Below are 20,958 nucleotides of genomic sequence, written 5' to 3' on the forward strand. Positions count from 1 at the left end.
CTCAATTCTTATTGAGCGCAACCGCAGTGCGCGCCACGCGCTTCTCACCGCTCGCAGATGTGCTAACCTTTTTGCGTCTGCCTCCCAGGCGGACTCAAAACTTCGCCTCTCGACTAGCCATAACAAAATAACGTGCAGCCCTGACGGCTGCCTTAGGGGAGTGACGCGATGACATCGATGTTCCATCGATCCGTGTTGGCGCTTGCAGCGGTTGCCCTTCTTGCCGGGACCAGCGTTGTCAATGCGCAGCAACAGGACAAGAACCGGCAGCTGAAGAAATACGAATCCGGCACCAAGGAATTCTGGACCCATCCGCCGGACGACTGGTTCCTGGGCGACGAGACCGAGGCGCAGAAGGGCCTGGCGCCGCCGTCGGGCCCGCCGACAGGCGCATCGGAGGCCGAGCTCGCGGCGATGATGAAGAAGATCAAGCTGCCGGCGGGCTTCAAGATCGAGGTCTATGCGCCCGGCGTGCTCGCCGCGCGGCAGATGGCCTGGGGTGACAAGGGCACGCTGTTCGTCGGCTCGTTCGGCCTCGGCAACGTCTATGCCATCAAGGACAACAACGGCAAGAAAGAGGTCAAGACCATCCTGAAGGGGCTGAACATGCCCACCGGTCTCGCCTTCAAGGACGGCGCGCTCTACGTCATCGCGGTCGACAAGCTGATCCGTTACGACAACGCAGAGGCCAATCTGGACAAGCTCGGCGACGGCAAGGTCGTCTATGACGACATGCCCTCCTATGCCGCGCATGGCTGGAAGTACATCGCGGTCGACAAGGAAGGCTGGTTCTACCTGCCGTTCGGCCCGCCGTTCAACGTCGGCGTGCCCCCGACCAGCGTCTCGCAGATCCGGCGCGTCGATCCCAAGACCGGCAACGCCGAAATCTACGCGCTCGGCGTTCGCAACTCGGTCGGCGGCGACGTCGATCCGCGTACCGGCAAATTCTGGTTCACCGAGAACGCGCGCGACTGGGTCAGCGACGATCTGCCCAGCGACAAGCTGAACATGATCTCGAAGATGGGCGAGCATTTCGGCTATCCCTATTGCCACCAGGGTGACCTGCCCGATCCGAAATTCGCGATGGGTCACAAGTGCTCCGAGTTCACGCCGCCCGTGCTGAATCTCGGCGCGCATGTCGCTCCGCTCGGCATGAAGTTCTACACCGGCGATCAATTCCCCGCCGAGTACAAGAACAACATCCTGATCGCCGAGCACGGCTCCTGGAATCGTCACAAGTACCAGGGCGGCCGCATCATGCGCGTGATCGTCGGGCCCGACGGCAAGAACGCCAAGCAGGAGGTGTTCGCCTCCGGCTGGATCGAGGGCGACCAGGGCTATCTCGGCCGTCCCAACGACATCATCCTCGCCAAGGACGGTTCGATCCTCGTCGCCGACGATTGGGCCGGCGCGATCTATCGCATCAGCTACAGCAAGAAGTAGCGCGACACGATAACGGGGCTGCGACCGGGTGACGGCCGCAGCCTCGTTCATTTTCAAAGTCCAATGCTGTCGTTCCGGATTGCGCGTCGCTTGCGCGCAAGTCCGGAACCCATAACCCCGATTCGTGGTTATGGATTTCGGACTCGCGCCAAGCGGCGCGCCCCGGAATGACGACTTCGATAGATCGGAATCCCTACCATGCGCCGGCAGTTTATCTCGCACGCAATCAGCACGGTTGCGCTCATCGCGCTCGGCGCCCTCTCCGCAAGCGCCGCCGACAATGCGGCGATCAAGGAGAAGGCCGCCGTCTGCGCCGGCTGTCACGGCGACAACGGCATCTCGCAAACCGAGAACATTCCTTCGCTCGCAGGCCAGCCCGATCAATTCCTGCAATGGCAGCTCGTGTTCTTCCGCGCCGGCTCGCGCAAGAACGACCAGATGCAGCCGATCGTCGAGGAGATCGGCAACGACGACATTCGCAGCCTGGGGGCTTACTTTTCGCAGCTCGCGCCGCCGAAGGGTCCGGAGGACAAGGACCCCGATCTGTCGAAGAAAGGCGCACAAGTCGCCGCCGGCCGCCGCTGTGCCTCATGCCACACGGACACCTACGCGGGCACCAAAGCCGTCGCGCGCCTCGCCGGTCAGCGCGAGGAATATCTCGTGAAGGCGCTCTTCGACTACAAGGCCGGCCAGCGCGTCGGCGGCGGCGTCGCCGCGATGGCCGATGTCGCCTATGCCATGAGCGAAGAAGAGATTACGGCCGTCGCGCATTATCTGGCGCATTTGCACTAGTGCGGGAAGTGTCGCGGTAAACTCCGCTGTCGTCCCGGCGAAGGCCGGGACCCATAACCACAGGGAGTAGTTTGGCGAAGATTCGTCGTGATGGGACTACCACCATCCACGACGGATAGATTCCGCGGTATGGGTCCCGGCCTTCGCCGGGACGACGGCGGAGTGTGGAGCGAACTGGCTACCCCGCCCGCTGCTTCTCATACGCCTTCAAATGCGTATACGCGATGCGCAGCTTCGGCACCGGCACCTTGGCGGCATCGCCGCGTGCGATGAGATCGCCGATGACGTGATCGGCCTCGACCGGCAGGCCGGCCTTGATGTCGCGGAACATCGACGCCGTCATCGGCGAGCCCTCGGTGGTGAGGTTGCCCTTCACCCGCTCGAAGAACGGGCCACCCGGCGGATACCCTGACGCGGTGGCGATCGCGCTGGTCTCATCCAGCATGCCCAGCAAGAAGTCCCGGCCGCCGGGCGCGGCGAGAATGTTGCCGACGGAGGTGCGCATCAGGCTGGTGGAGGCCGCAAGCGAGGAGAGGAACACCCACTTCTCCCACATGTCCTGCATGATGTTCTGGCTGGCCGTGGCCCCAACGATGCCGCTCTTGAAGGCTTCGTCGATCGCCTTGACCCGGTCGGACGGCTTGCCGTCGCGCTCGCCGTAGCTGATCGCCTGCATCGGCTGGAGCTGCACCACCTCGCGCTTCTCGTTCAAGGTTGCGGCGATGGCGCAGAGCCCGCCGAGCACGCGCTCCTTGCCGAACCTGGCATCGAGCGTGTCGAGATGCTTCATGCCGTTCAGCATCGGAATGATCGCGGTATCAGGCCCGACCGCCGCTGCGAACGACTTGATGGCATCGTCGAGATCGAACGCCTTGCAGCTCAGGAGCACGACGTCGAACTTGTCCTTGAGCTTGTCGGCCTCGACCGTCGGCGGAGCCTTCAGCGTCACGTCGCCGTTCGGGCTCTTGATGACGAGGCCGGCGCTCGCCAGCTCGGCGGCGCGGCGCGGCCGGACCAGGAAGGTGACGTCGCGGCCGGCCTGCAACAGCCTGCCACCAAAATAGCCGCCAATGGCGCCGGCGCCGACCACGAGGATACGCATGGGATTGTCCTTGTTGTTTCTTCTTTGCCGTCGTCCTGGCCTAGTGCGCAATTTCGCACGGGAGCCAGGACCCATTACCCCGACTGCATGTTGTCGGACAAGTTGGAGCTACAGCCCGTCACATGTCCTGGCTTCCGCCAGGACGACGGTGAGGAGATTGCTCGTTCCGCGCACGATCGGGGAATCACTTTCCCGATACCATCTCCTCGACCTCGCGCAGCTGCTCCTTGCCAAAAAACATCTCGTTGCCGACGAAGAAGGTCGGCGAGCCGAACGCGCCGCGCGCGACCGCCTCTTCGGTGTTCTTGATCAGCTTGCCCTTCACCTCGGGCTCCTGGGCGCGCGCGAACAGCTTTTGCGCATCGAGGCCGGAGGACGCCAGCGCCTTCGCCGCGATTTCAGGGTCGTCCATCTTCTTCGGCTCGCGCCACATGTGGTGGAAGGCGGCCTCGACATATGTCTCGAACACGCCCTCGAGCTGCGCTGCGATGGCGGTGCGCATCAGGTTCAGCGTGTTGACGGGGAAGTGCGGGTTGAAGACGTAAGGCTGGACCTTGAAGCGCTTGATGAAGCGCTCGGTCTCGACCGCCTGGAATTCGCGCTTGTTCTTGACGCCGGCGAGCGTCTCGGCCGGCGACCTGTTGTTGGTCGACTTGAAGATGCCGCCGAGCAGGATCGGCACATATTCGAATTTGACGCCGATGCGCTGCTCGATCGCCGGGATCGCCAGATGGCTGAGATAGGCGTTCGGGCTGCCGAAATCGAACAGGAATTGCGGGGCGGTGCGGGTCAAATTCGTTCTCCCTGACCTGACTTTTGCTCTGGCTTTTCATCCATTGTGGCGCAGCGCGCGCCACGGGTCCACCGTTTAATGATGGTCATAATACCTTGATGATCCGGTCAGATCAGACGCCGGATCGCCCGCCTACGCCACACCAGGAGGTAATAGCCCATCTGCAAAATGAACATGGCGCAGAACACGATCGGATAGGCGGCCCATACGCCCTTCAGGCCGATCGTGCGGCTCAGGATGACCGCAGCCGGCAGCTCGATCGCGAGAATCGCGAAGATCGAAAGCAGCATCGGCGTCAGCGCCACGCCGCCGGCGCGCATGGCTCCGGAAAACACCGTTGCCAGGCCGAACGGCACCGAGCTCCACAAGGCAATGGTGAGCAGTTCCTTGGCGAGATCGAGCACGGCGCCGTCGGTGATGAAGATGCCGAGCACGGCGCGTGGCGCGAGATAGATCAACGCCACGAGGCCGCCGGTCAGGACGAGGTTGAACGCGAGGCCGGTACGCACGATGCCGTCGAGCCGGCCTCTGTCGCCGCCGCCGACGGCCTGCGCGCCGAGGATCGAGACCGCGATCGAGATCGACATCGCCGTGAACTGCGTATAGCCCATCACCTGGTTGACGGCGCCATAGGCGGCGGTGGCGTCGGAGCCAAAGCCGTTGACGAGGCCGAGCAGCACGAGCTCGGCGATCGCCATCACCACCATGCCGATCGCGCTCGGCAATCCGATGCCGAGAATCTTGCCGAGCACGGATCCGTTGAGCCGCAGATGACGCAGCAGCGCGGCATCGGGAGCAAGCGCATGTTGCCTTCGCCGCAGATAGACGGCGAGCGCAATCAGCGTCAGCGCGTTGGCGATCGCGGCCGCCCATGCCGGGCTGGCGATGCCGGCCGCCGGCAATCCGAACGCGCCGCGGATCAGCATCGGCGTCAGGATCAGGCCGATCGCGGTCGACAACGCCAGCGCCAGCAGAGGCGTGAGCCCATCGCCGACACCGCGGATCATCGCCGTCATCAGCAGGAAGACGAAGCCGAGCGGCATCGTCAGCAGCATGATGCGCGCATAAGCGGAGGCCTGATCGAGAATGTCCGAGGGCGTCGCGAGCGCCATCATCAATGGCCGGCTGAACAGGCCGCCGACCAGCGCAATCGAGATCGAGAGCAGCAGGCCGACCGCGAGCGTCGTGCCGACAACGATTTTGATCCTGCCATGTTCACCGGCGCCGAACGCCTGGCCGATCAGCACGGTGGCGCCGGTGCTCAGGCCCATGACGAAGGCGAACAGGAAGAACATCACCGGGAAGAACGCCGAGACCGCCGCGAGCGCGTCGACGCTGATCATCTGGCCGAGATAGACGTTGCTGACGGTGCCGAACAACGATTGCAGTGCGTTGCTCAGCATCAGGGGCGCGAGGAAGCGGAGGAATGTTGTCCAGAGCGGCTTGGCGGCGGACATGGATTGGCCTTTCATCAGGGCATGCGAAGCCGTTGCCGCGCGAGGCGCGGCTTCGGCCGTCGATAGGGTTGAGAGAAAGCGCCGCGCGGTTTACGCGCGGTCGCTGTAGGCGAGCTTGACGATGTGGTCGCGGATGTCAGTCGGCCAGTCCGCGATCAGCCCGGTGAAGCGCCGCCGGTCATCGGCGAACAATGCCCGTGAGGCTTCCTCGAACTGCGGCAGGTTGCCCGCCATGGTCGACATGAAGTGATAGGCCGCATCGCGCGCCTGCCGCTCGCGATCCTTGTCGCCGCTGGCACGCCGTGCCTCGTCGACGAGTTTGCGCAGCGCGACCGAAGCGCCGCCCGGCTGCGCGTTGAGCCACTCCCAGTGCCGCGGAAGCAGCGTCACCTCGCGCGCGACCACGCCGAGCTTCGGCCTGCCGCGCCCGCGCGGTTCGGCCGGCGGTGGGGTTTCCTCCACCGGAGGCGGGACGAGCTTCGTCACCCGCGCCAGCACCTCGCGGTCCCCGCCGCGCAGATCGAAGTCGATCGATCGGCCCGTCGAGTCCTCGAAGATGATGATGGGCTCGTCCGGCGGTGGCGCGATCCGCTTGACGACCAGCGCGACCTCTCCTGCCGGCCCGGACGCCAGGCGGCGCTGGCCCTGGAAAGCTGTGAAAGTCCTTTGCATTGGAATCATTGCCATAATTGATGACGTTGGCTCTTTAATACCCGGGTAAATTGCCTACGTCAATATACCCGGGTGAAAATATCCGTCCGGATGGCTCGACATTGCGTTCCCGGGCTGGCACGAACGCGGCCAACCGACCACGCCTAGCCTGGGGACTCACCGATGCTGACCGTCCATCACCTCAACAACTCCCGCTCGCAGCGCGTGCTGTGGCTGCTCGAGGAGTTGGGCGTGCCTTACGAGATCGTGCGCTATCAGCGCCAGCCGGACATGCGCGCGCCGAAGGAGCTGCGCGCCATCCATCCGCTCGGCAAGTCGCCCGTCATCACCGACAACGGCAACACCATCGCCGAGTCAGGCGCGATCATCGAATATCTCGTCGCCACCTACGGCAACGGCCGGCTGATTCCGCCGCCGAACACGCCCGAGCGCCTGCGCTTCACCTACTGGCTGCACTACGCGGAAGGCTCGGCGATGCAGCCGCTGCTGCTCAAGCTGCTGTTCACGCTGATGCCGAAGCGTGCGCCGGCCCTGCTTCGTCCGCTGGTGCGCAAGGTCTCGAACCAGGCGCTCACCGCGCTGGTCAATCCGCAGCTCAAGCAGCACATGGATTACTGGGAAGGCGAGCTGGCCAAGAGCGAGTGGTTCGCCGGCAACGAGTTCACCGCAGCCGACATCCAGATGAGCTTCCCGCTCGAAGCCGCGCAAGCGCGCGGCGGGCTGGAGCAGGGCCATCCCAAGGCGATGGCGTTCCTGGAGCGCATCCATGCGCGGCCGGCCTACGCCAGAGCGCTGGAAAAAGGCGGGCCGTACCAGGTCGGGCGGTAGTTAGTTTCTGTCATTCCGGGATGGTGCGAAGCACCAGACCCGGAATCTCGAGATTCCGGGTTCACGCTTCGCGTGCCCCGGAATGACAGCCTTCCCCTAGTCCGCGTGCAGCACGCGACCGCGCGTCTCCGGCAGCGCGAAGGCGGCGATGAAGAACAGCGCGTAGGCCACCACAGCAAACATCGCGATTGCGTTCGCGAGCGACGTCGTTGCCGACAGCGCGCCGACGAGGAACGGAAACAGCGCGCCGATGCCGCGGCCGAAATTGTAGCAAAAGCCCTGGCCGGAGCCGCGCAGCCGCGTCGGATAGAGCTCGGTCAGGAACGCGCCGATCCCTGAGAAATAGCCCGAGGCAAAGAAGCCCAGCGGGAAGCCGAGTACCCACAGGATCTCGTTGGTCAGCGGCAGCTGCGTGTAAAGCAGCACCACCGCCATGGCCCCGAGCGAGAAGATCAGGAACAGATTGCGCCGTCCGATCCGGTCCGCGAGCCATGCGCCGACGAGGTAGCCGATGAAGGAGCCGATGATCAGCGTCGAGAGATAGCCGGTCGAACCGACGATCGACAGGTGCCGCTCCTTGGTCAGGAACTGCGGCACCCAGAAGGTGACGGCGTAATAGCCGCCCTGGCAGCCCGTCGCCATCAGCGAGGCCAGGATCGTGGTCTTCAGGATCGGGCCGGAGAAGATTTCCCAGAGCGCCGGACGATCGCCGCTCGCGGCCTGCTTGGCGCGGGCTTCAGCCGCGATCTCGGGCTCGGTGACGGAGCGGCGGATGTAGAACACCAGCAGCGCCGGCAGCGCGCCGATCACGAACATCCAGCGCCATGCCGACTCGGCCGGCAAGACCGAGAACAGGATCGCCTGCGACAGCACGGCGAGACCCCAGCCGACCGCCCAGCCCGATTGCACCGAGCCGACGGCGCGCCCGCGATATTGCGGCCGGATCGCCTCGCCCATCAGCACGGCGCCCGCCGCCCACTCGCCGCCGAAGCCGAGGCCGAGCACGGCGCGTGCAATCAGGAGCTGGTCGAAATTCTGCACGACGGCGCAGACCAGCGAGAAGAACGAGAACCAGATGATGGTGATCTGGAGCGTCCTGACCCGTCCGATATGGTCGGAGAGGTAGCCGCCAAGCCAGCCGCCGATGGCAGAGGCCAGCAGCGTCACCGTGCCGGCGAGACCTGCCGAGGCCGCGTCGACCTTCCACAGCGCGATGATGGTGCCGATCACCAGCGGATAGATCATGAAGTCCATGCCGTCGAGCGCCCAGCCCGCCGCGCAGGCCCAGAACGTCCGGCGCTCGGGCGCGTTCATGTCGCGATAGAAGGCGAGAAGGCTGGTATCCTCGATCTCGGCGCGTTCGATGCGCTGGTTCGGATCGGCTGTGGTCATGTGCGTTTCCCCGGCAGTTTCTGAAGCTGCGCGGTGGTAGCACGCGTGGCAGCGGGCGCAAGCCGGCGCCCATGCAGCGGACGAGTTACTGGCCCGCTGCTTCCGCGCCGCGCGTGCGCGGATCAGGTGCGCCGAGGGGACCGTTCGGTGTCACCGCGATCGAATTGGCGGAGGTCTGTCCCATCGGCTCGACGATGAGATGGTCCATCGCCTTCAGCGCGAACAGGACATCCTCCGGAAAACCTCGCTCGATGCGCACCTCGTCCGGCAGCCATTGATGGTGCAGCCGCGGTGCGGCAACGGCGGCGGCCACATCCATTTTGTAATCGAGCACATTCACGATCACCTGGAGCACGGTGGAGATGATCCGGCTGCCGCCGGGCGAGCCCGTCACCAGCACAGGCTTGCCGTCCTTCAGCACGATGGTCGGCGACATCGAGGAGAGCGGCCGCTTGCCGGGACCTGGCAAATTAGCCTCGAAGCCGACGAGGCCATAGGCGTTGGAGGCGCCGACCGCCGCGGTGAAATCATCGAGCTCGTTGTTGAGCAGCACGCCGGTGCCATCAGCGACGAGGCCGACGCCATAGCTGAAGTTCAGCGTGTAAGTGTTGCTGACGGCGTTGCCGCGGCCGTCCACGACGGAGAAATGCGTGGTGTTGCTGCCCTCGCGGGGTGAGGTGGCGGCAGACACGAGCTCCTTCGACGGCGTGGCGCGATCGGCGGAGATGCCGGTGCGCAGCTTGGCGGCGTAGTCCTTTGCCGTGAGGGTCTCGATCGGTGCGTTGACGAAGGCCGGATCGCCGAGATAGCGCGCGCGGTCCGCATAGGCGCGCTTCATGGCCTCGATCAGGAGATGCAGCGAGCCCGGCGAGCCCTGCTTCAGCTCCGCGAGCTGAAAGCCTTCGAGGATGTTGAGCGTCTCCACCAGCACCACGCCACCGGAGGAAGGCAGCGGCATCGACACGATGTCGTAGCCGCGATAGGTGCCGCGCACCGGCGCGCGGACGATTGCCTGATAGGCCTTCAGGTCGGCAGCCGTCATGATGCCCCCGGCGTCGGACAGGGCCTTGGCGAGCTTTTCCGCAACCGGGCCCTCATAAAAGCCGCGCGGACCCTGCGCGGCGATGGTCGAGAGCGTCTCGGCGAGATCACTCTGTATCAGTCGATCCCCTTCACCGAGTGAGGTGCCATCAGGCCGCGAAAAAATCCTGGCCGAAGAAGGCCAGCGCACGAGGCGCCGGTGCCAACCCGGCAGGCTATCGGCGATATCGTCGCTGACGATGAATCCGTCGCGGGCGAGCGCGATCGCGGGCTCGAGCAATTGCGCCAGCGTGAACCGGCCCGAGCCGTATTTCTCCAGCGCCAGCGCGAGGCCCGCGACAGTGCCGGGCACGCCGATGCCGAGTGCGGAATCGCGCGACTTCGCGGTGTCGGGCTTGCCGTCGGGACCGAGGAAGATCTGCGGCGTGGTCGCTGCCGGCGCGGTCTCGCGATAGTCGATCGCGATGTCCTCGTTGCGCTCAGCGGAATGGATCACCATGAAGCCGCCGCCGCCGATATTGCCGGCGCGTGGATAGGTCACGGCCATCGCAAAGCCGGTCGCGACCGCGGCATCGACGGCATTGCCGCCGCGTCGCAGGATATCGGCGCCGACCTGCGCCGATATCTTTTCCTGCGCCACCACCATGCCGTGCTCGGCTGCAACGGCATGCACAGTGTCGAGCGCGGGCGGGACATAGGCGCGCCGCGCATCCTGCGCGGTCGCAGACGCCACTCCAAGCGCCAGAGCGGCAAGGAAGGCCAAAAATGTCCGCCGTGTCGAAAATGACGACATCATCAAATTTCCGCCGGGTCCGCGGGACGGTTCACACCTACCGCTGCAATGCTATACGGTTGCCCCAAGACAGGCAAAACTGTTCGTGATGAGGACTGCGTGATGACGACGATCGCCTCGGATGCGCGCATGGCCAGCGCCCAGCGGACCTATCCGCCGCGCGCCGCCGTCGTCAGCTGGATCTTTTTCGACTGGGCCGCGCAGCCTTATTTCACGCTGATCACGACCTTCGTGTTCGCGCCTTATTTCGCCACCAGCATTGCGCCAGATCCTGCCACCGGCCAATCGTTGTGGGGCTTTGCGATGGCGGCTGCGGGCCTCGCCATCGCGCTGATGTCGCCTGTGTTGGGGGCCATCGCAGATGCCTCGGGCCGCAGGAAGCCATGGATCGCGGGGTTCGGCGCGCTGCTGGTGCTGGCGTCCTGCACGCTGTGGATCGGCAAGCCCGGCGATCCCTCGGTCATTCCGCCCCTCCTCACCGCGGTCGCGCTCGCCAGCGTCGGCGCGGAATTCGCCACCCTCTTCAACAACGCTATGATGCCGACCCTGGTGCCGCCGGAGCGGATCGGCCGGCTCTCCGGCACCGGCTGGGCCACGGGTTACATCGGCGGCATCGTCAGCCTGATCATCGTGCTCGGCTTGCTCGCGGCGAATCCCGGGACCGGACGCACGCTGCTCGGTCTCACGCCGCTGTTCGGGCTTGATCCCGCCAGTCATCAGGGAGATCGCGCCGCCGGACCGCTGACCGGGTTGTGGTTCATCATCTTCGTGACGCCGATGTTCCTGTTCACGCCGGACTATCCGGCGAAGCGCCCGGTGCGCGAGGCGCTGCGCGAAGGCCTGTCGGAGCTGAAGCAATCGATCAGGAGTTTGCCGCAGCAGAAATCGCTCGCAGCGTTCCTGCTCGCCAACATGATCTACACCGACGGCCTGGTGTCGCTGTTCGCCTTCGGCGGCATCTATGCCGCGGGCACCTTCGGCTGGCACACGATCCAGATCGGCACTTTCGGCATCATGCTCGCGATTGCCGGCGCCCTTGGCGCATGGCTTGGCGGCAAGCTCGACGATCGACTCGGGCCGAAGCGCGTCATTGCCGGCAGCTTGCTGATCCTGCTGCTGTCGGTGGCGGCGATCCTTCTGGTCGACAAGGACAGCGTGCTGTTCGTCAAGGTCGCAGCCCCCCAGCCGGGCGCGCCCCTGTTCTCGAGCGCCGCGGAGCGCGCCTATCTCGTGCTGGGCTGCCTAATCGGCGCTGCCGGCGGACCACTTCAGGCCGCCTCGCGCACGCTCCTGATCCGCCTCGCACCAAAGGATCGCATCGCGCAGTATTTCGGCCTGTTCGCGCTGACCGGGAAAGTGACGTCCTTCATCGGCCCGCTGTTGATCGGCATCATCACCGCGGCGACGGCGAGCCAGAAGGCCGGCATGGCCGTGCTGGTGGTGTTCTTCGTCGCGGGACTGGGGCTGTTGATGCGGGTGCGGGAAAAGTAACGTCGTCCCGGCGAAGGCCGGGACCCATACCGCGTGATCTATCGTTGGCGCGACGCGGCTAGTACCGCGGACCAAACTACTCCCTGGGGTTATGGGTCCCGGCCCCCGTGCGCAATTGCGCACTAGGCCGGGACGACCCGTGGAGAGTTTGGTGCTCAGTGCCTGAAGTGCCGCGTGCCCGTGAACACCATGGCGATGCCGTTGTCGTCGGCGGCCTTGATCACCTCGTCGTCGCGCATGGAGCCGCCGGGCTGCACCACGGCGGTGGCGCCGGCTTCGATGCAGGCGAGCATGCCGTCGGCGAACGGGAAGAACGCGTCCGATGCCACCACCGAGCCCTTGGTGAGCGGCTCGGCGAGCTTCAGCTCAGCCGCCGCATCCTGCGCCTTGCGCGCCGCGATGCGGGCTGAATCGACCCGGCTCATCTGGCCCGCGCCGATGCCGACGGTGGCGAGATCCTTGGCGTAGATGATGGTGTTGGACTTGACGTGCTTGGCGACGCGGAACGCAAACTTGAGGTCGCGCATCTCGGCTTCATCAGGCGCACGCTTGGTCACGACCTTGAACGTCATGTCGTCGACCACGGCGTTGTCGCGGCTCTGCACCAGGAGGCCGCCGGCGACCGTCTTCGCGGTCAGGCCCGGCGCGCGCGGATCGGGCAGGCTGCCTGCGAGCAGCAGGCGCAAATTCTTGCGCGCGCCGATGATGGCGATGGCTTCCTCGCTGGCGTCGGGCGCGATGATCACCTCGGTGAAGATCTTCGTGATCTCGCGCGCGGTGTCGGCGTCGAGCGCGCGGTTCATCGCGATGATGCCGCCGAACGCCGAGGTGGAATCGCAGGCGAGCGCCTTGCGATAGGCGCTGACGAGGTCGGAGCCTTCAGCGACGCCGCAGGGGTTGGCGTGCTTGACGATGACGCAGGCCGCGGTGCGCTTGGTGTCGAACTCGCCGATGCACTCATAGGCCGCATCGGTGTCGTTGATGTTGTTGTAGGAGAGCTCCTTGCCCTGGAGCTGCCGCGCGGTCGAGACGCCCGGGCGCTTGTCGGGGGTCGCATAGAACGCCGCGGTCTGGTGCGGGTTCTCGCCATAGCGCAGCGACTGGATCAGCCTGCCGCCGAAGGCGCGGAAATCGGGAGCGTCGATCTCGAGCTGCCGGTTGAACCAGTTCGAGATCGCAGCGTCGTAGGCCGCGGTGCGCGCATAGGCCTTTGCAGCAAGCCGCCGGCGCAGTTTCAGCGTGGTCGCACCGTTGTTGGCGGCGAGCTCGTCGAGCACCGCCTTGTAGTCCTCGGCCTCGACCACCACTGCGACGTCGTCATGGTTCTTGGCGGCGGCGCGGATCATCGCGGGGCCGCCGATGTCGATGTTCTCGATGCAATCCTCGAAGCCCGCGCCTTTCTCGACGGTTGCCTCGAACGGATACAGATTGACGACGAGGAGATCGATCGGCGCGATGCCGTGCGCCTTCATCGCGTCCGCATGTTCCTTGTTGTCGCGGATCGCGAGCAGGCCGCCATGCACCTTCGGATGCAGCGTCTTGACGCGGCCGTCCATCATTTCAGGAAAGCCGGTCAGCTCGGAGACGTCTTTCACCTTGAGGCCGGCCGCGGCGATCGCCTTGGCGGTGCCGCCGGTCGAAACCAGTTCGACGTCATGGGCGGCAAGCGCCTTGGCGAATTCGATCAGGCCGGTCTTGTCGGAGACGGAAAGCAGGGCGCGGGTAACGCGGCGGGGATGGTCAGTCATGAGCAAGATCCTCTGTCTTAAGGAGTGTCTATGCCCAGGCGCGCGGCGTCTTAAGTCCCGCGCTTCCCGATGGTGCTCCATCCAAGGTCGCCAGTCGCGCGAGCGAGCGCTCGATAGCAGCTTTCGGCCGTTTTCACAACGATGAGATGGGGCCGAATCGTGCGCTTCTACAGCGGAAGTTCCGGCTCGCGCCGGGCGTTGCGGCGGGCATTGGTGACCGCGGGCGAAGCGGTGGAGCGGACAAAACTCCAGCGGATCGAGGGCGCCTGGCGGGCATCCTGCCGGATCACGATCTGCGCGGTGCGGCGGGGGCCGTCATTGCCGGCCAGGAATACGCTGTCCTCGAGATCGACCTTGTCGTCGAGCGCCTCGAAGGTCCAGACGTCGCGGTTCGGCAGCACCAGCATGACGCCGCGGGCATCCGACAGCCGGCTTGCCTTCACCGCCGGATGCAGATGGAAGCGGACCGCGAAATCGGCATCGGCGCCCTTGAAACGTCCGCCTTGCGGCGGCGACAGCGTGTCCTCGCCGTCGATGCGCGCCCCGTCATTGGCGATCATCAGGACGCGGCGATGGATCGCGCCGAACTTGGCGAGATAGCCGTCATGCGACGTCGTGAGCAGCGTGCCGTTCTGCACGATTTCGCGATAGCTCTCGACCTCGACGGGGCCGCTGGTGACAGGCGCACCATGCAACAGCCGCTTCATCGCCGACATCTCCACGAACTGGCATGAGGAGGTGTCGTGATAGGTCAGCGTCGAATGCGCCGCCGTGCCGCGCGCGAACGGCCGCCAATTGTCGCGCCCCGTGGTCGGCATGCCGCAATTGGTGACGATGCGGCTGATGCCGGAGGACAATTCGAACGACAGGCAGCCGGCATGGGCGTCGTGGCTGACGCCGGCCGGCGGCGGCGGGCCGGTGTCGATGATCAGCGTGGTCTGGCCGGCATCGAGGCGCTGGAAGCCGGTATGCGGCATGTTCGACATCGGCGCGCCGTGGGTGTCGTCATAGGCAAGCAGCGTCGCGAGCAGGTCCGAGGGCGTCGCGCTCATGCCGTTGAACAGCGCGAAATTGCCGTCGCCGTGCCGGAAGAAGCGCAGCATCGGCATCATGCGGTCGATCGCGTTGAGCAGCGCCGGCGGCGGCGCGATGTTGCGCGCGGCGAAGGTCTGCCGCAGCGGCAAGAGGTCGATCAGGAGTTCGATCAGCGCGCCCGGATTGCGGGAGATGTGTCCGCCGTCGGGCAGGATCTGCCGCTGCAACTCGTCCGAAAGTTTTTTCGAGGCGCTGCGGATGTGCCGCGCCTGGTTGGCGAGGCAGAGCGTCGTGTAGCACAGCGCGATCAGCACCTGGAGCTTCGGCACCCCGTCCGGGATGTTCACCATGGTGTAGCGCAGGAAGCGGATCTCGCGGGCCAGCGCGCGCAGATAGCGGCGGTAGAATTTGTTGTCGGTGTCGTTGAGCACCAGGGGCGCCTGCGACAACAGCGAGATCACGCGCCGCGCCAGCACGTCGGCGCGTCGCGCGACGGGGCGGCGCTTGTTGGCGGGGTTGGCGATCCAGTCCTCGACCAGCGCGCGCGCATTGGCGCGCGTCAGCGCGGTGTCGGCGGCGCGCAGATGACGCAGCCAGCCGAAGCCGAGCAGCGCAACCTCCCAATCCTCCGACGGCGGCTCGAGATCGAAGATCGAACGGCCTTGGCAATTGACGATCTTGCCGGCGAAGACGAAACGGCCGGCATAGATCTCGGCGGCGCGGGTGGCGTCCGCCGTGCGCAAATCGTGCGGCGCGATGATCAGGCGGTCGGTGCGGCCGGGCCAGACCCGCGACAGCGCAACAGAACCGCCGCTCGCGCGCGCGAGCATGTTCCGCGCGAAGCGGTTCATCACCAGCGTCGAGATACGTCTGCGTTGAGCGACCGACACGCCTTGCCTTGAAGGGGGAGAGGAGGATTCCGACGAATCCTTATTAATCCCAAAATCGGCCGTCTGACACCACCTTGAACGGCGGGAATCAACGTCGAGTTTGTAAAAACCAGTGCAAAATCAGGATTTAACGAGCCGGGCGGCGAAGAATCCGTCGAGCCCGCCGAGCTTGGGATCGGCGTTCGGCAGATGGCTGGGCAGGGTGCGCAGGTCACCCTCGGCGGTGATGATCTCGGACAGCCCCGAGACCTCCGATGCCTCGATCGGGAGGCGGCGAAGCGCAGGCTCGGCGGCCAGCAGCGCGGCGATGGCGTGCTCGCCCTCCTCGGGTTCCAGCGAACAGGTGCAGTAGACCAGCGTCCCACCCGGCTTGAGCAGCGCGACCGATTTTCGCAGCAGCCGCTGCTGGAGCGCGGTCAGGGCGGCGATGTCGGACTCCTGTCGCAGCCAGGCCACGTCGGGATGACGGCGGATCGTGCCGGTTGAGGTGCAGGGCGCGTCGATCAGGATACCGTCAAAACCTTCCGCAGGGCCGGCCCATTCCGCGGCGTCAGCGACGACGGTCTCGGCCTGGAGCGACAGCCGCGCCAGATTCTCGCGCAGCCGTGCCACCCGGGCAGGCGAGCGGTCGACCGCCGTGACATGCGCGCCCGCGTGCGCCAGTTGCGCGGTCTTGCCGCCGGGGGCGGCGCAAAGATCGGCAATGGACTTGCCCTTGATGTCGCCGAACAGCCGGGCCGGCAACGCGGCGGCGGCATCCTGCACCCACCATTGTCCTTCGGCGAAGCCGGGCAGCATGGTCACCGAGCCATGCAGCAGCATCCGCACCGTCCCCGTCGGCAGCGTCTCGCCATGCAGGCGGCTCGCCCATTGGTCGGTGTCCGACTTCACGGTCAGATCGAGCGACGGCTCATGGCCGAGTGCCAGTGCCATGTTCCTTGCGGTCGCCTCGCTATAATGTGCGCTCCAGCGCGCCAGCAGCCATGGCGGCAGGTCCAGCGATTGCGTGGCAACTTCCTCGACCAGCGCCTGGCCCTCGCGCGCACAGCGGCGCAGCACGGCGTTGACGAGGCCGGCATAGCGCGCAGCGCGCCGGTCGGATTGCACGAGGCGGACGGAGAGATCGACGGCGGCATGATCGGGCACGTCCATCCAGAGGATCTGGGCGGCGCCGATCAGCAGCGCGCTCTGCGCGCGCGGTGCGTCGGAGGGAATGCCCTTGTCGAGCAGGCGGGACAGCACATGGCCGAGCGTGCCGAGCCGGCGCAGCACGGTCGCGACCAGGCGGCGCATCAGCGCGCGGTCGCGGTCGGCCAGCGTCTTCAGTCCGGGATGGGCGCCGCCGCCGTCGAGCTGGTCGTCAAGCGTGCGGTGCTTGTGCAGGACTCCGTCGACGATGTCGGCGGCAATCCGCCGCGCCGCAAGACCAGGCACTTCGGATGGTGGGGCGAAACGTTGAGATGGCATGCGGAAGTAAGGTTCTGAGCAAGCGGCAGTTCCGCCGATATGGGCGCATGCCTTGAGAAAGCTATCTCTGGCACGCGAATATGCCAAATGTAAGAATGGCCTCTCGCGTTTACAGGCCGTCATGGCCATTTCAGCAATGCGTTATTGGGCGTCGCACGCCCCGTGATCCTGCGCTAGGAACCTCGACGATGAGTGACCAGCCCTCCGTTTCCTATCGCAAGCAGCTCACGCCGGCCGCCCAGCGTGCGCTGGCCGAGGCGGAAGCGCGCCGGCAGGCTGCTGCTGCCCACGCCGAGGCGGCGCCGAAGGAATTGCAGGGACCGAAGGGCCCTGAGCCCACCCGCTACGGCGATTGGGAGCGCAAGGGTATCGCCTCGGACTTTTGAGGCTGTCTTTTTAGGCTGTCTTGCCGGATCGCCCGACTCAGCCCTAGCGTGCACGGATGCCGCGTTTCGATCCCAGCCATCCATACCGGCCCTCATTCAGTGGCTCGCCGTTCGGCCGTCACTTTTCGGGGCTGTTGCCGTGGATGTTCGTGGTCGGAATCGTGGTAGCCGTCGTGCTTACGTTCCGGCACGGGATGAACTGGCCCTTCCCGCATGCGACCGACGGTCAATCGCGAGATGCCGAGATCATTTTGCAGCAGGCCAATCCGGACATCCGTCAGCCGGTCGACGTCATTCGCACCATCGACGGTGATACCTTTCTCGCTCGCGTGCACCAGCGTGACGGACGCGTTCTCGTCGCGCGCGTTCGCCTGCGCGGCATCGACGCGCCCGAGATGAAGGCGTCCTGCCGGGAGGAACTGGACAAGGCCGAAGCCGCCACGGACGTGCTGCGCAATCTGCTCGGCCAGGGCGGCGTCACGATCACCAATCTCGGCCCCGACAAGTATGGGCGTGTTCTCGCCGACGTCGCGACCAAACACACTGCCAACGTCTCGGCCGTGCTGCTCGCGGGTGGCTATGCGCGCAGTTACAATGGCGGCCATCGCGACGGCTGGTGCGCGCGCAGCTGGCGCTTCTGGTAACAAAAAAAGCCGCGTCGAATGACGCGGCTTTCGCTGTCTTGTCCTGATCCTTCGATCAGCGCGTCACGACCACCGTCGTGCCGACGGAGACGCGGCTGTAGAGATCGGTGATGTCGTCGTTGAGCATGCGGATGCAGCCGTAGGAGACGAAGCCTCCGACGGAGCCCGGCACGTTGGTGCCGTGGATCGCATATTCGCCGCCGGCGAGCGTCATCGCCGCAACGCCCATCGGGTTGCGCGGCGAGCCGCCGGGAATGACGTCGGGAAGCTGCGGCTTGTCGCGCTTCACCTCGGCGGGCGGCGACCAGGCCGGATTGCGATATTTGCCGTCGATACGGGTCGTGCCGGCCCACTGCTTGCCGGACTTGCCGACGCCGACCGGATAGCGCACGGCGTGGCCGTTATCGAGAATGAGATAGAGCCGCCGCTCGTTGGTCTTGACCACGATGGTGCCCGGCGAATAGTCGGCCAGGTGCGCCCCCACCATTTCCGGCCGCGCCTCTGCCGCCGTTGACATCAATATCCCCGCCCCGATGGTGGCCGCCAACGCCACCGCAATCCTCATCGACATCGATGCTCGCCTTCCGTTGCCCCGAACGGGTTGTCCAAATCTACGCAAACCCGGCAATTGCCCGCTCGCCCACACAGTATTAACCGCGCCCGTTAACCGGATGGTTTCCACGCGCGGCCGCCGAGGGCCAGCCAGCACGGGAACAAAGGAAATGTTCGAAATAAAGTAAATGACCTGAAAACAACACTTGGCGGGAAAGATACGGCCATGCCGGCACGCGCCCTGACAAGAGCGTGAGGGTGTGAACGGCTGTTGTTTCGGGGGCGTGGATACAACCCGGAAGTGGCGTCGTGTCCCGGACGCGGCGCGGCACAAAGTGACGCGACGCAGAGCCGGGACCCAGCAAGCGGCAGCGGCCCCGGCTCGGCAGCGCATCGCTACTGGACGATGCTCCGCATCGCCAGGGAAGCGCTGCGCTGCGTCCGGGGCACGAGAGCTGCTACGCCGACTTCTTGTTCTGCCGGTTCTTGACGAGGTCGTCGACCACGGCGGGATCGGCCAGGGTCGACGTGTCGCCCAGGCTGCCCGGCTCGTCCTCGGCGATCTTGCGCAGGATGCGGCGCATGATCTTGCCGGAGCGGGTCTTGGGCAGGCCCGGCGCGAACTGGATCTGGTCGGGCGAGGCGATCGGGCCGATCTCCTTGCGCACCCAGGTCACGAGCTCCTTGCGCAGATCGTCGGTCGGCTGGACGCCAGCCATCAGGGTGACATAGGCGTAGATGCCCTGGCCCTTGATGTCGTGCGGGAAGCCGACCACGGCAGCTTCGGACACCTTCTCATGCGCAACGAGCGCGCTCTCGACCTCCGCGGTGCCCATGCGGTGGCCGGAGACGTTGATGACGTCGTCGACGCGGCCGGTGATCCAGTAATAGCCGTCGGCGTCGCGCCGGCAGCCGTCGCCGGTGAAGTATTTGCCCTTGTAGGTCGAGAAATAGGTCTGCTCGAAGCGCGCGTGGTCGCCATAGACCGTGCGCATCATGCCCGGCCATGACCGGGTGAGACAGAGATTGCCGGTGGTCTCGCCTTCCAGAACCTTGCCGTCGGCATCGACGATTTCAGGCACCACGCCGAAGAAGGGCTGCGTCGCCGAGCCCGGCTTCAGCTTGGTTGCGCCCGGCAGCGGCGTGATCAGGATGCCGCCGGTCTCGGTCTGCCACCAGGTATCGACGATCGGGCAGCGGTCGTCGCCGACGACGCGGTGATACCACTCCCACGCCTCCGGATTGATGGGCTCGCCGACCGAGCCGAGCAGGCGGAGCGAAGCGCGCGAGGTCTTCTTCACCGGCTCGTCACCGCTCTGCATGAGGGCGCGGATGGCCGTCGGCGCGGTGTAGAAGATGTTGACCTTGTGCTTGTCGATGACGTTCCAGAAGCGCGAATTATCCGGATAATTCGGCACGCCCTCGAACATCAGCGTGGTCGCACCATTGGCCAGCGGACCGTAGAGAATGTAGCTGTGGCCGGTGACCCAGCCGACGTCGGCGGTGCACCAGTAGATGTCGCCGTCGTGATAGTCGAAGACGTATTGATGCGTCATCGCGGCATAGACGAGATAGCCAGCCGAGGTGTGCAGTACGCCCTTGGGCTGGCCGGTCGAGCCTGAGGTATAGAGGATGAACAGCGGATCCTCGGCGTGCATGTGCTCGGCCGGGCACTCGGTCGTCACCATCTTGGCCGCGTCGTGGTACCAGAGGTCGCGCGACGGATTCATCTCGACACTGCCACCGGTGCGCTTGACGACGACGACCCAGTCGACGCCATCGGCTTTAGTGAGCGCGGCGTCGACATTGGCCTTCAGCGGCACCTTCTTGCCGCCGCGCAGGCCTTCGTCGGCCGTGATGATGACCTTGGATTGGCAGTCGTTGATACGCTGGGCGAGGCTGTCGGGCGAGAAGCCCGCGAACACCACGGAGTGGATCGCGCCGATCCGCGCGCAGGCCAGCATCGCATAGGCCGCTTCCGGAATCATCGGCAGGTAGATGGTGACGCGATCGCCCTTCTTGACGTTGCGGGTGCGCAGGATGTTGGCCATCCGGCAGACCTCGTCGTGCAGCTCCTTGTAGGTGATGTGGCGGGACTGCGAGGGATCGTCGCCTTCCCAGATGATCGCGGTCTGGTTGGCGCGCTTGTGCAGATGACGGTCGATGCAGTTATGGGCGACGTTGAGGACGCCGTCCTCGAACCATTTGATCGAGACGTTGCCCGGTGCGAACGAGACGTTCTCGATTTTCGTCGGCGCCTTCATCCAGTCGAGGCGCTTGGCCTGTTCGGCCCAGAAACCGTTCGGGTCCGAGATCGAGCGGGCGTACATTTCCTTGTACTTGGCCTGGTCGACCCAGGCGCGCTTCGCCCACTCCGCCGGGACGTCGTAAATCTTCTCGGACATTGTTTCCCTCCAGATGCGGCAAGCCGA

Annotated in this window: 17 protein-coding genes and 1 riboswitch; of the genes, 6 read left to right on the forward strand and 11 right to left on the reverse strand. The window is 65.5% G+C overall.

Annotation, left to right across the window (positions count from 1 at the left end; all coding sequences use genetic code 11):
• The first annotated feature begins 168 nt into the window (after nucleotides 1-168).
• Nucleotides 169-1,443 carry a sorbosone dehydrogenase family protein gene (locus A3M7_RS0110185; RefSeq protein ID WP_027543828.1) on the forward strand — a complete coding sequence of 425 codons (1,275 nt, stop codon included), beginning with the start codon at nucleotides 169-171 and terminating at the stop codon, nucleotides 1,441-1,443.
• A gap of 198 nt (nucleotides 1,444-1,641) precedes the next feature.
• Nucleotides 1,642-2,235, forward strand: a complete 594-nt coding sequence (locus tag A3M7_RS0110190; protein WP_027543829.1) for a c-type cytochrome — start codon at nucleotides 1,642-1,644, stop codon at nucleotides 2,233-2,235.
• Nucleotides 2,236-2,413: 178 nt separating this feature from the next.
• Here the strand turns inward: A3M7_RS0110190 and panE are convergent, their stop codons facing one another.
• The 4 genes from panE to A3M7_RS0110210 form a co-directional block, all read right to left on the reverse strand.
• Nucleotides 2,414-3,337, reverse strand: coding sequence for a 2-dehydropantoate 2-reductase (gene panE, locus A3M7_RS0110195; protein WP_027543830.1), 924 nt, complete (start codon nucleotides 3,335-3,337; stop codon nucleotides 2,414-2,416).
• 184 nt (nucleotides 3,338-3,521) lie between these two features.
• Nucleotides 3,522-4,130 (reverse strand): 2-hydroxychromene-2-carboxylate isomerase, encoded by a 609-nt coding sequence (locus A3M7_RS0110200; protein ID WP_027543831.1) that lies wholly within the window; start codon nucleotides 4,128-4,130, stop codon nucleotides 3,522-3,524.
• A 107-nt stretch (nucleotides 4,131-4,237) separates the two neighbouring features.
• Entirely contained in the window at nucleotides 4,238-5,587 is a 1,350-nt protein-coding gene (locus A3M7_RS0110205; RefSeq protein WP_027543832.1) for an MATE family efflux transporter, read from the reverse strand.
• A gap of 90 nt (nucleotides 5,588-5,677) precedes the next feature.
• On the reverse strand, nucleotides 5,678-6,259 hold the full coding sequence (locus A3M7_RS0110210; protein ID WP_049823317.1) for a DUF2239 family protein: 582 nt from the start codon (nucleotides 6,257-6,259) through the stop codon (nucleotides 5,678-5,680).
• A gap of 162 nt (nucleotides 6,260-6,421) precedes the next feature.
• On the opposite strand from A3M7_RS0110210, the gene A3M7_RS0110215 reads away from it, so the two are divergent.
• Nucleotides 6,422-7,087 (forward strand): glutathione S-transferase family protein, encoded by a 666-nt coding sequence (locus tag A3M7_RS0110215; protein ID WP_027543834.1) that lies wholly within the window; start codon nucleotides 6,422-6,424, stop codon nucleotides 7,085-7,087.
• 96 nt (nucleotides 7,088-7,183) lie between these two features.
• On the opposite strand, the gene A3M7_RS0110220 is transcribed toward A3M7_RS0110215, so the two are convergent.
• Both A3M7_RS0110220 and ggt read right to left on the reverse strand, forming a co-directional pair.
• On the reverse strand, nucleotides 7,184-8,479 hold the full coding sequence (locus A3M7_RS0110220) for an MFS transporter (RefSeq protein ID WP_027543835.1): 1,296 nt from the start codon (nucleotides 8,477-8,479) through the stop codon (nucleotides 7,184-7,186).
• Nucleotides 8,480-8,564: 85 nt separating this feature from the next.
• On the reverse strand, nucleotides 8,565-10,316 hold the full coding sequence (ggt, locus tag A3M7_RS0110225) for a gamma-glutamyltransferase (RefSeq protein WP_084301950.1): 1,752 nt from the start codon (nucleotides 10,314-10,316) through the stop codon (nucleotides 8,565-8,567).
• 99 nt (nucleotides 10,317-10,415) lie between these two features.
• On the opposite strand from ggt, the gene A3M7_RS0110230 reads away from it, so the two are divergent.
• Nucleotides 10,416-11,804, forward strand: a complete 1,389-nt coding sequence (locus A3M7_RS0110230) for an MFS transporter (protein ID WP_027543837.1) — start codon at nucleotides 10,416-10,418, stop codon at nucleotides 11,802-11,804.
• Between the two features lie 155 nt (nucleotides 11,805-11,959).
• Here the strand turns inward: A3M7_RS0110230 and purH are convergent, their stop codons facing one another.
• The 3 genes from purH to A3M7_RS0110245 form a co-directional block, all read right to left on the reverse strand.
• Nucleotides 11,960-13,552, reverse strand: coding sequence for a bifunctional phosphoribosylaminoimidazolecarboxamide formyltransferase/IMP cyclohydrolase (gene purH, locus A3M7_RS0110235; protein ID WP_027543838.1), 1,593 nt, complete (start codon nucleotides 13,550-13,552; stop codon nucleotides 11,960-11,962).
• 25 nt (nucleotides 13,553-13,577) lie between these two features.
• Nucleotides 13,578-13,660, reverse strand: a riboswitch (ZMP/ZTP riboswitch).
• A 59-nt stretch (nucleotides 13,661-13,719) separates the two neighbouring features.
• Complete coding sequence (locus A3M7_RS0110240) at nucleotides 13,720-15,438, reverse strand: heparinase II/III family protein (protein WP_027543839.1); 1,719 nt, start codon at nucleotides 15,436-15,438, stop codon at nucleotides 13,720-13,722.
• A gap of 159 nt (nucleotides 15,439-15,597) precedes the next feature.
• A complete protein-coding gene (locus A3M7_RS0110245; RefSeq protein WP_027543840.1) occupies nucleotides 15,598-16,944 on the reverse strand; it encodes an RsmB/NOP family class I SAM-dependent RNA methyltransferase in 1,347 nt (448 codons plus the stop codon).
• 188 nt (nucleotides 16,945-17,132) lie between these two features.
• On the opposite strand from A3M7_RS0110245, the gene A3M7_RS0110250 reads away from it, so the two are divergent.
• Nucleotides 17,133-17,330, forward strand: coding sequence for a DUF1674 domain-containing protein (locus tag A3M7_RS0110250; RefSeq protein WP_027543841.1), 198 nt, complete (start codon nucleotides 17,133-17,135; stop codon nucleotides 17,328-17,330).
• Between the two features lie 56 nt (nucleotides 17,331-17,386).
• The gene (locus A3M7_RS0110255; RefSeq protein WP_027543842.1) at nucleotides 17,387-17,974 is read left to right on the forward strand and encodes a thermonuclease family protein; all 588 of its coding nucleotides are present in this window, start codon (nucleotides 17,387-17,389) and stop codon (nucleotides 17,972-17,974) included.
• Between the two features lie 55 nt (nucleotides 17,975-18,029).
• Here the strand turns inward: A3M7_RS0110255 and A3M7_RS0110260 are convergent, their stop codons facing one another.
• Nucleotides 18,030-18,545: a L,D-transpeptidase gene (locus A3M7_RS0110260; protein WP_027543843.1), complete on the reverse strand. Its 516-nt coding sequence runs from the start codon at nucleotides 18,543-18,545 to the stop codon at nucleotides 18,030-18,032.
• Nucleotides 18,546-18,984: 439 nt separating this feature from the next.
• Nucleotides 18,985-20,931, reverse strand: a complete 1,947-nt coding sequence (gene acs / locus A3M7_RS0110265; protein ID WP_027543844.1) for an acetate--CoA ligase — start codon at nucleotides 20,929-20,931, stop codon at nucleotides 18,985-18,987.
• Nucleotides 20,932-20,958 lie beyond the last annotated feature (27 nt).

This window comes from Bradyrhizobium sp. WSM2254, assembly GCF_000472645.1.
GTDB classification, from domain to species: Bacteria; Pseudomonadota; Alphaproteobacteria; order Rhizobiales; family Xanthobacteraceae; genus Bradyrhizobium; species Bradyrhizobium niftali.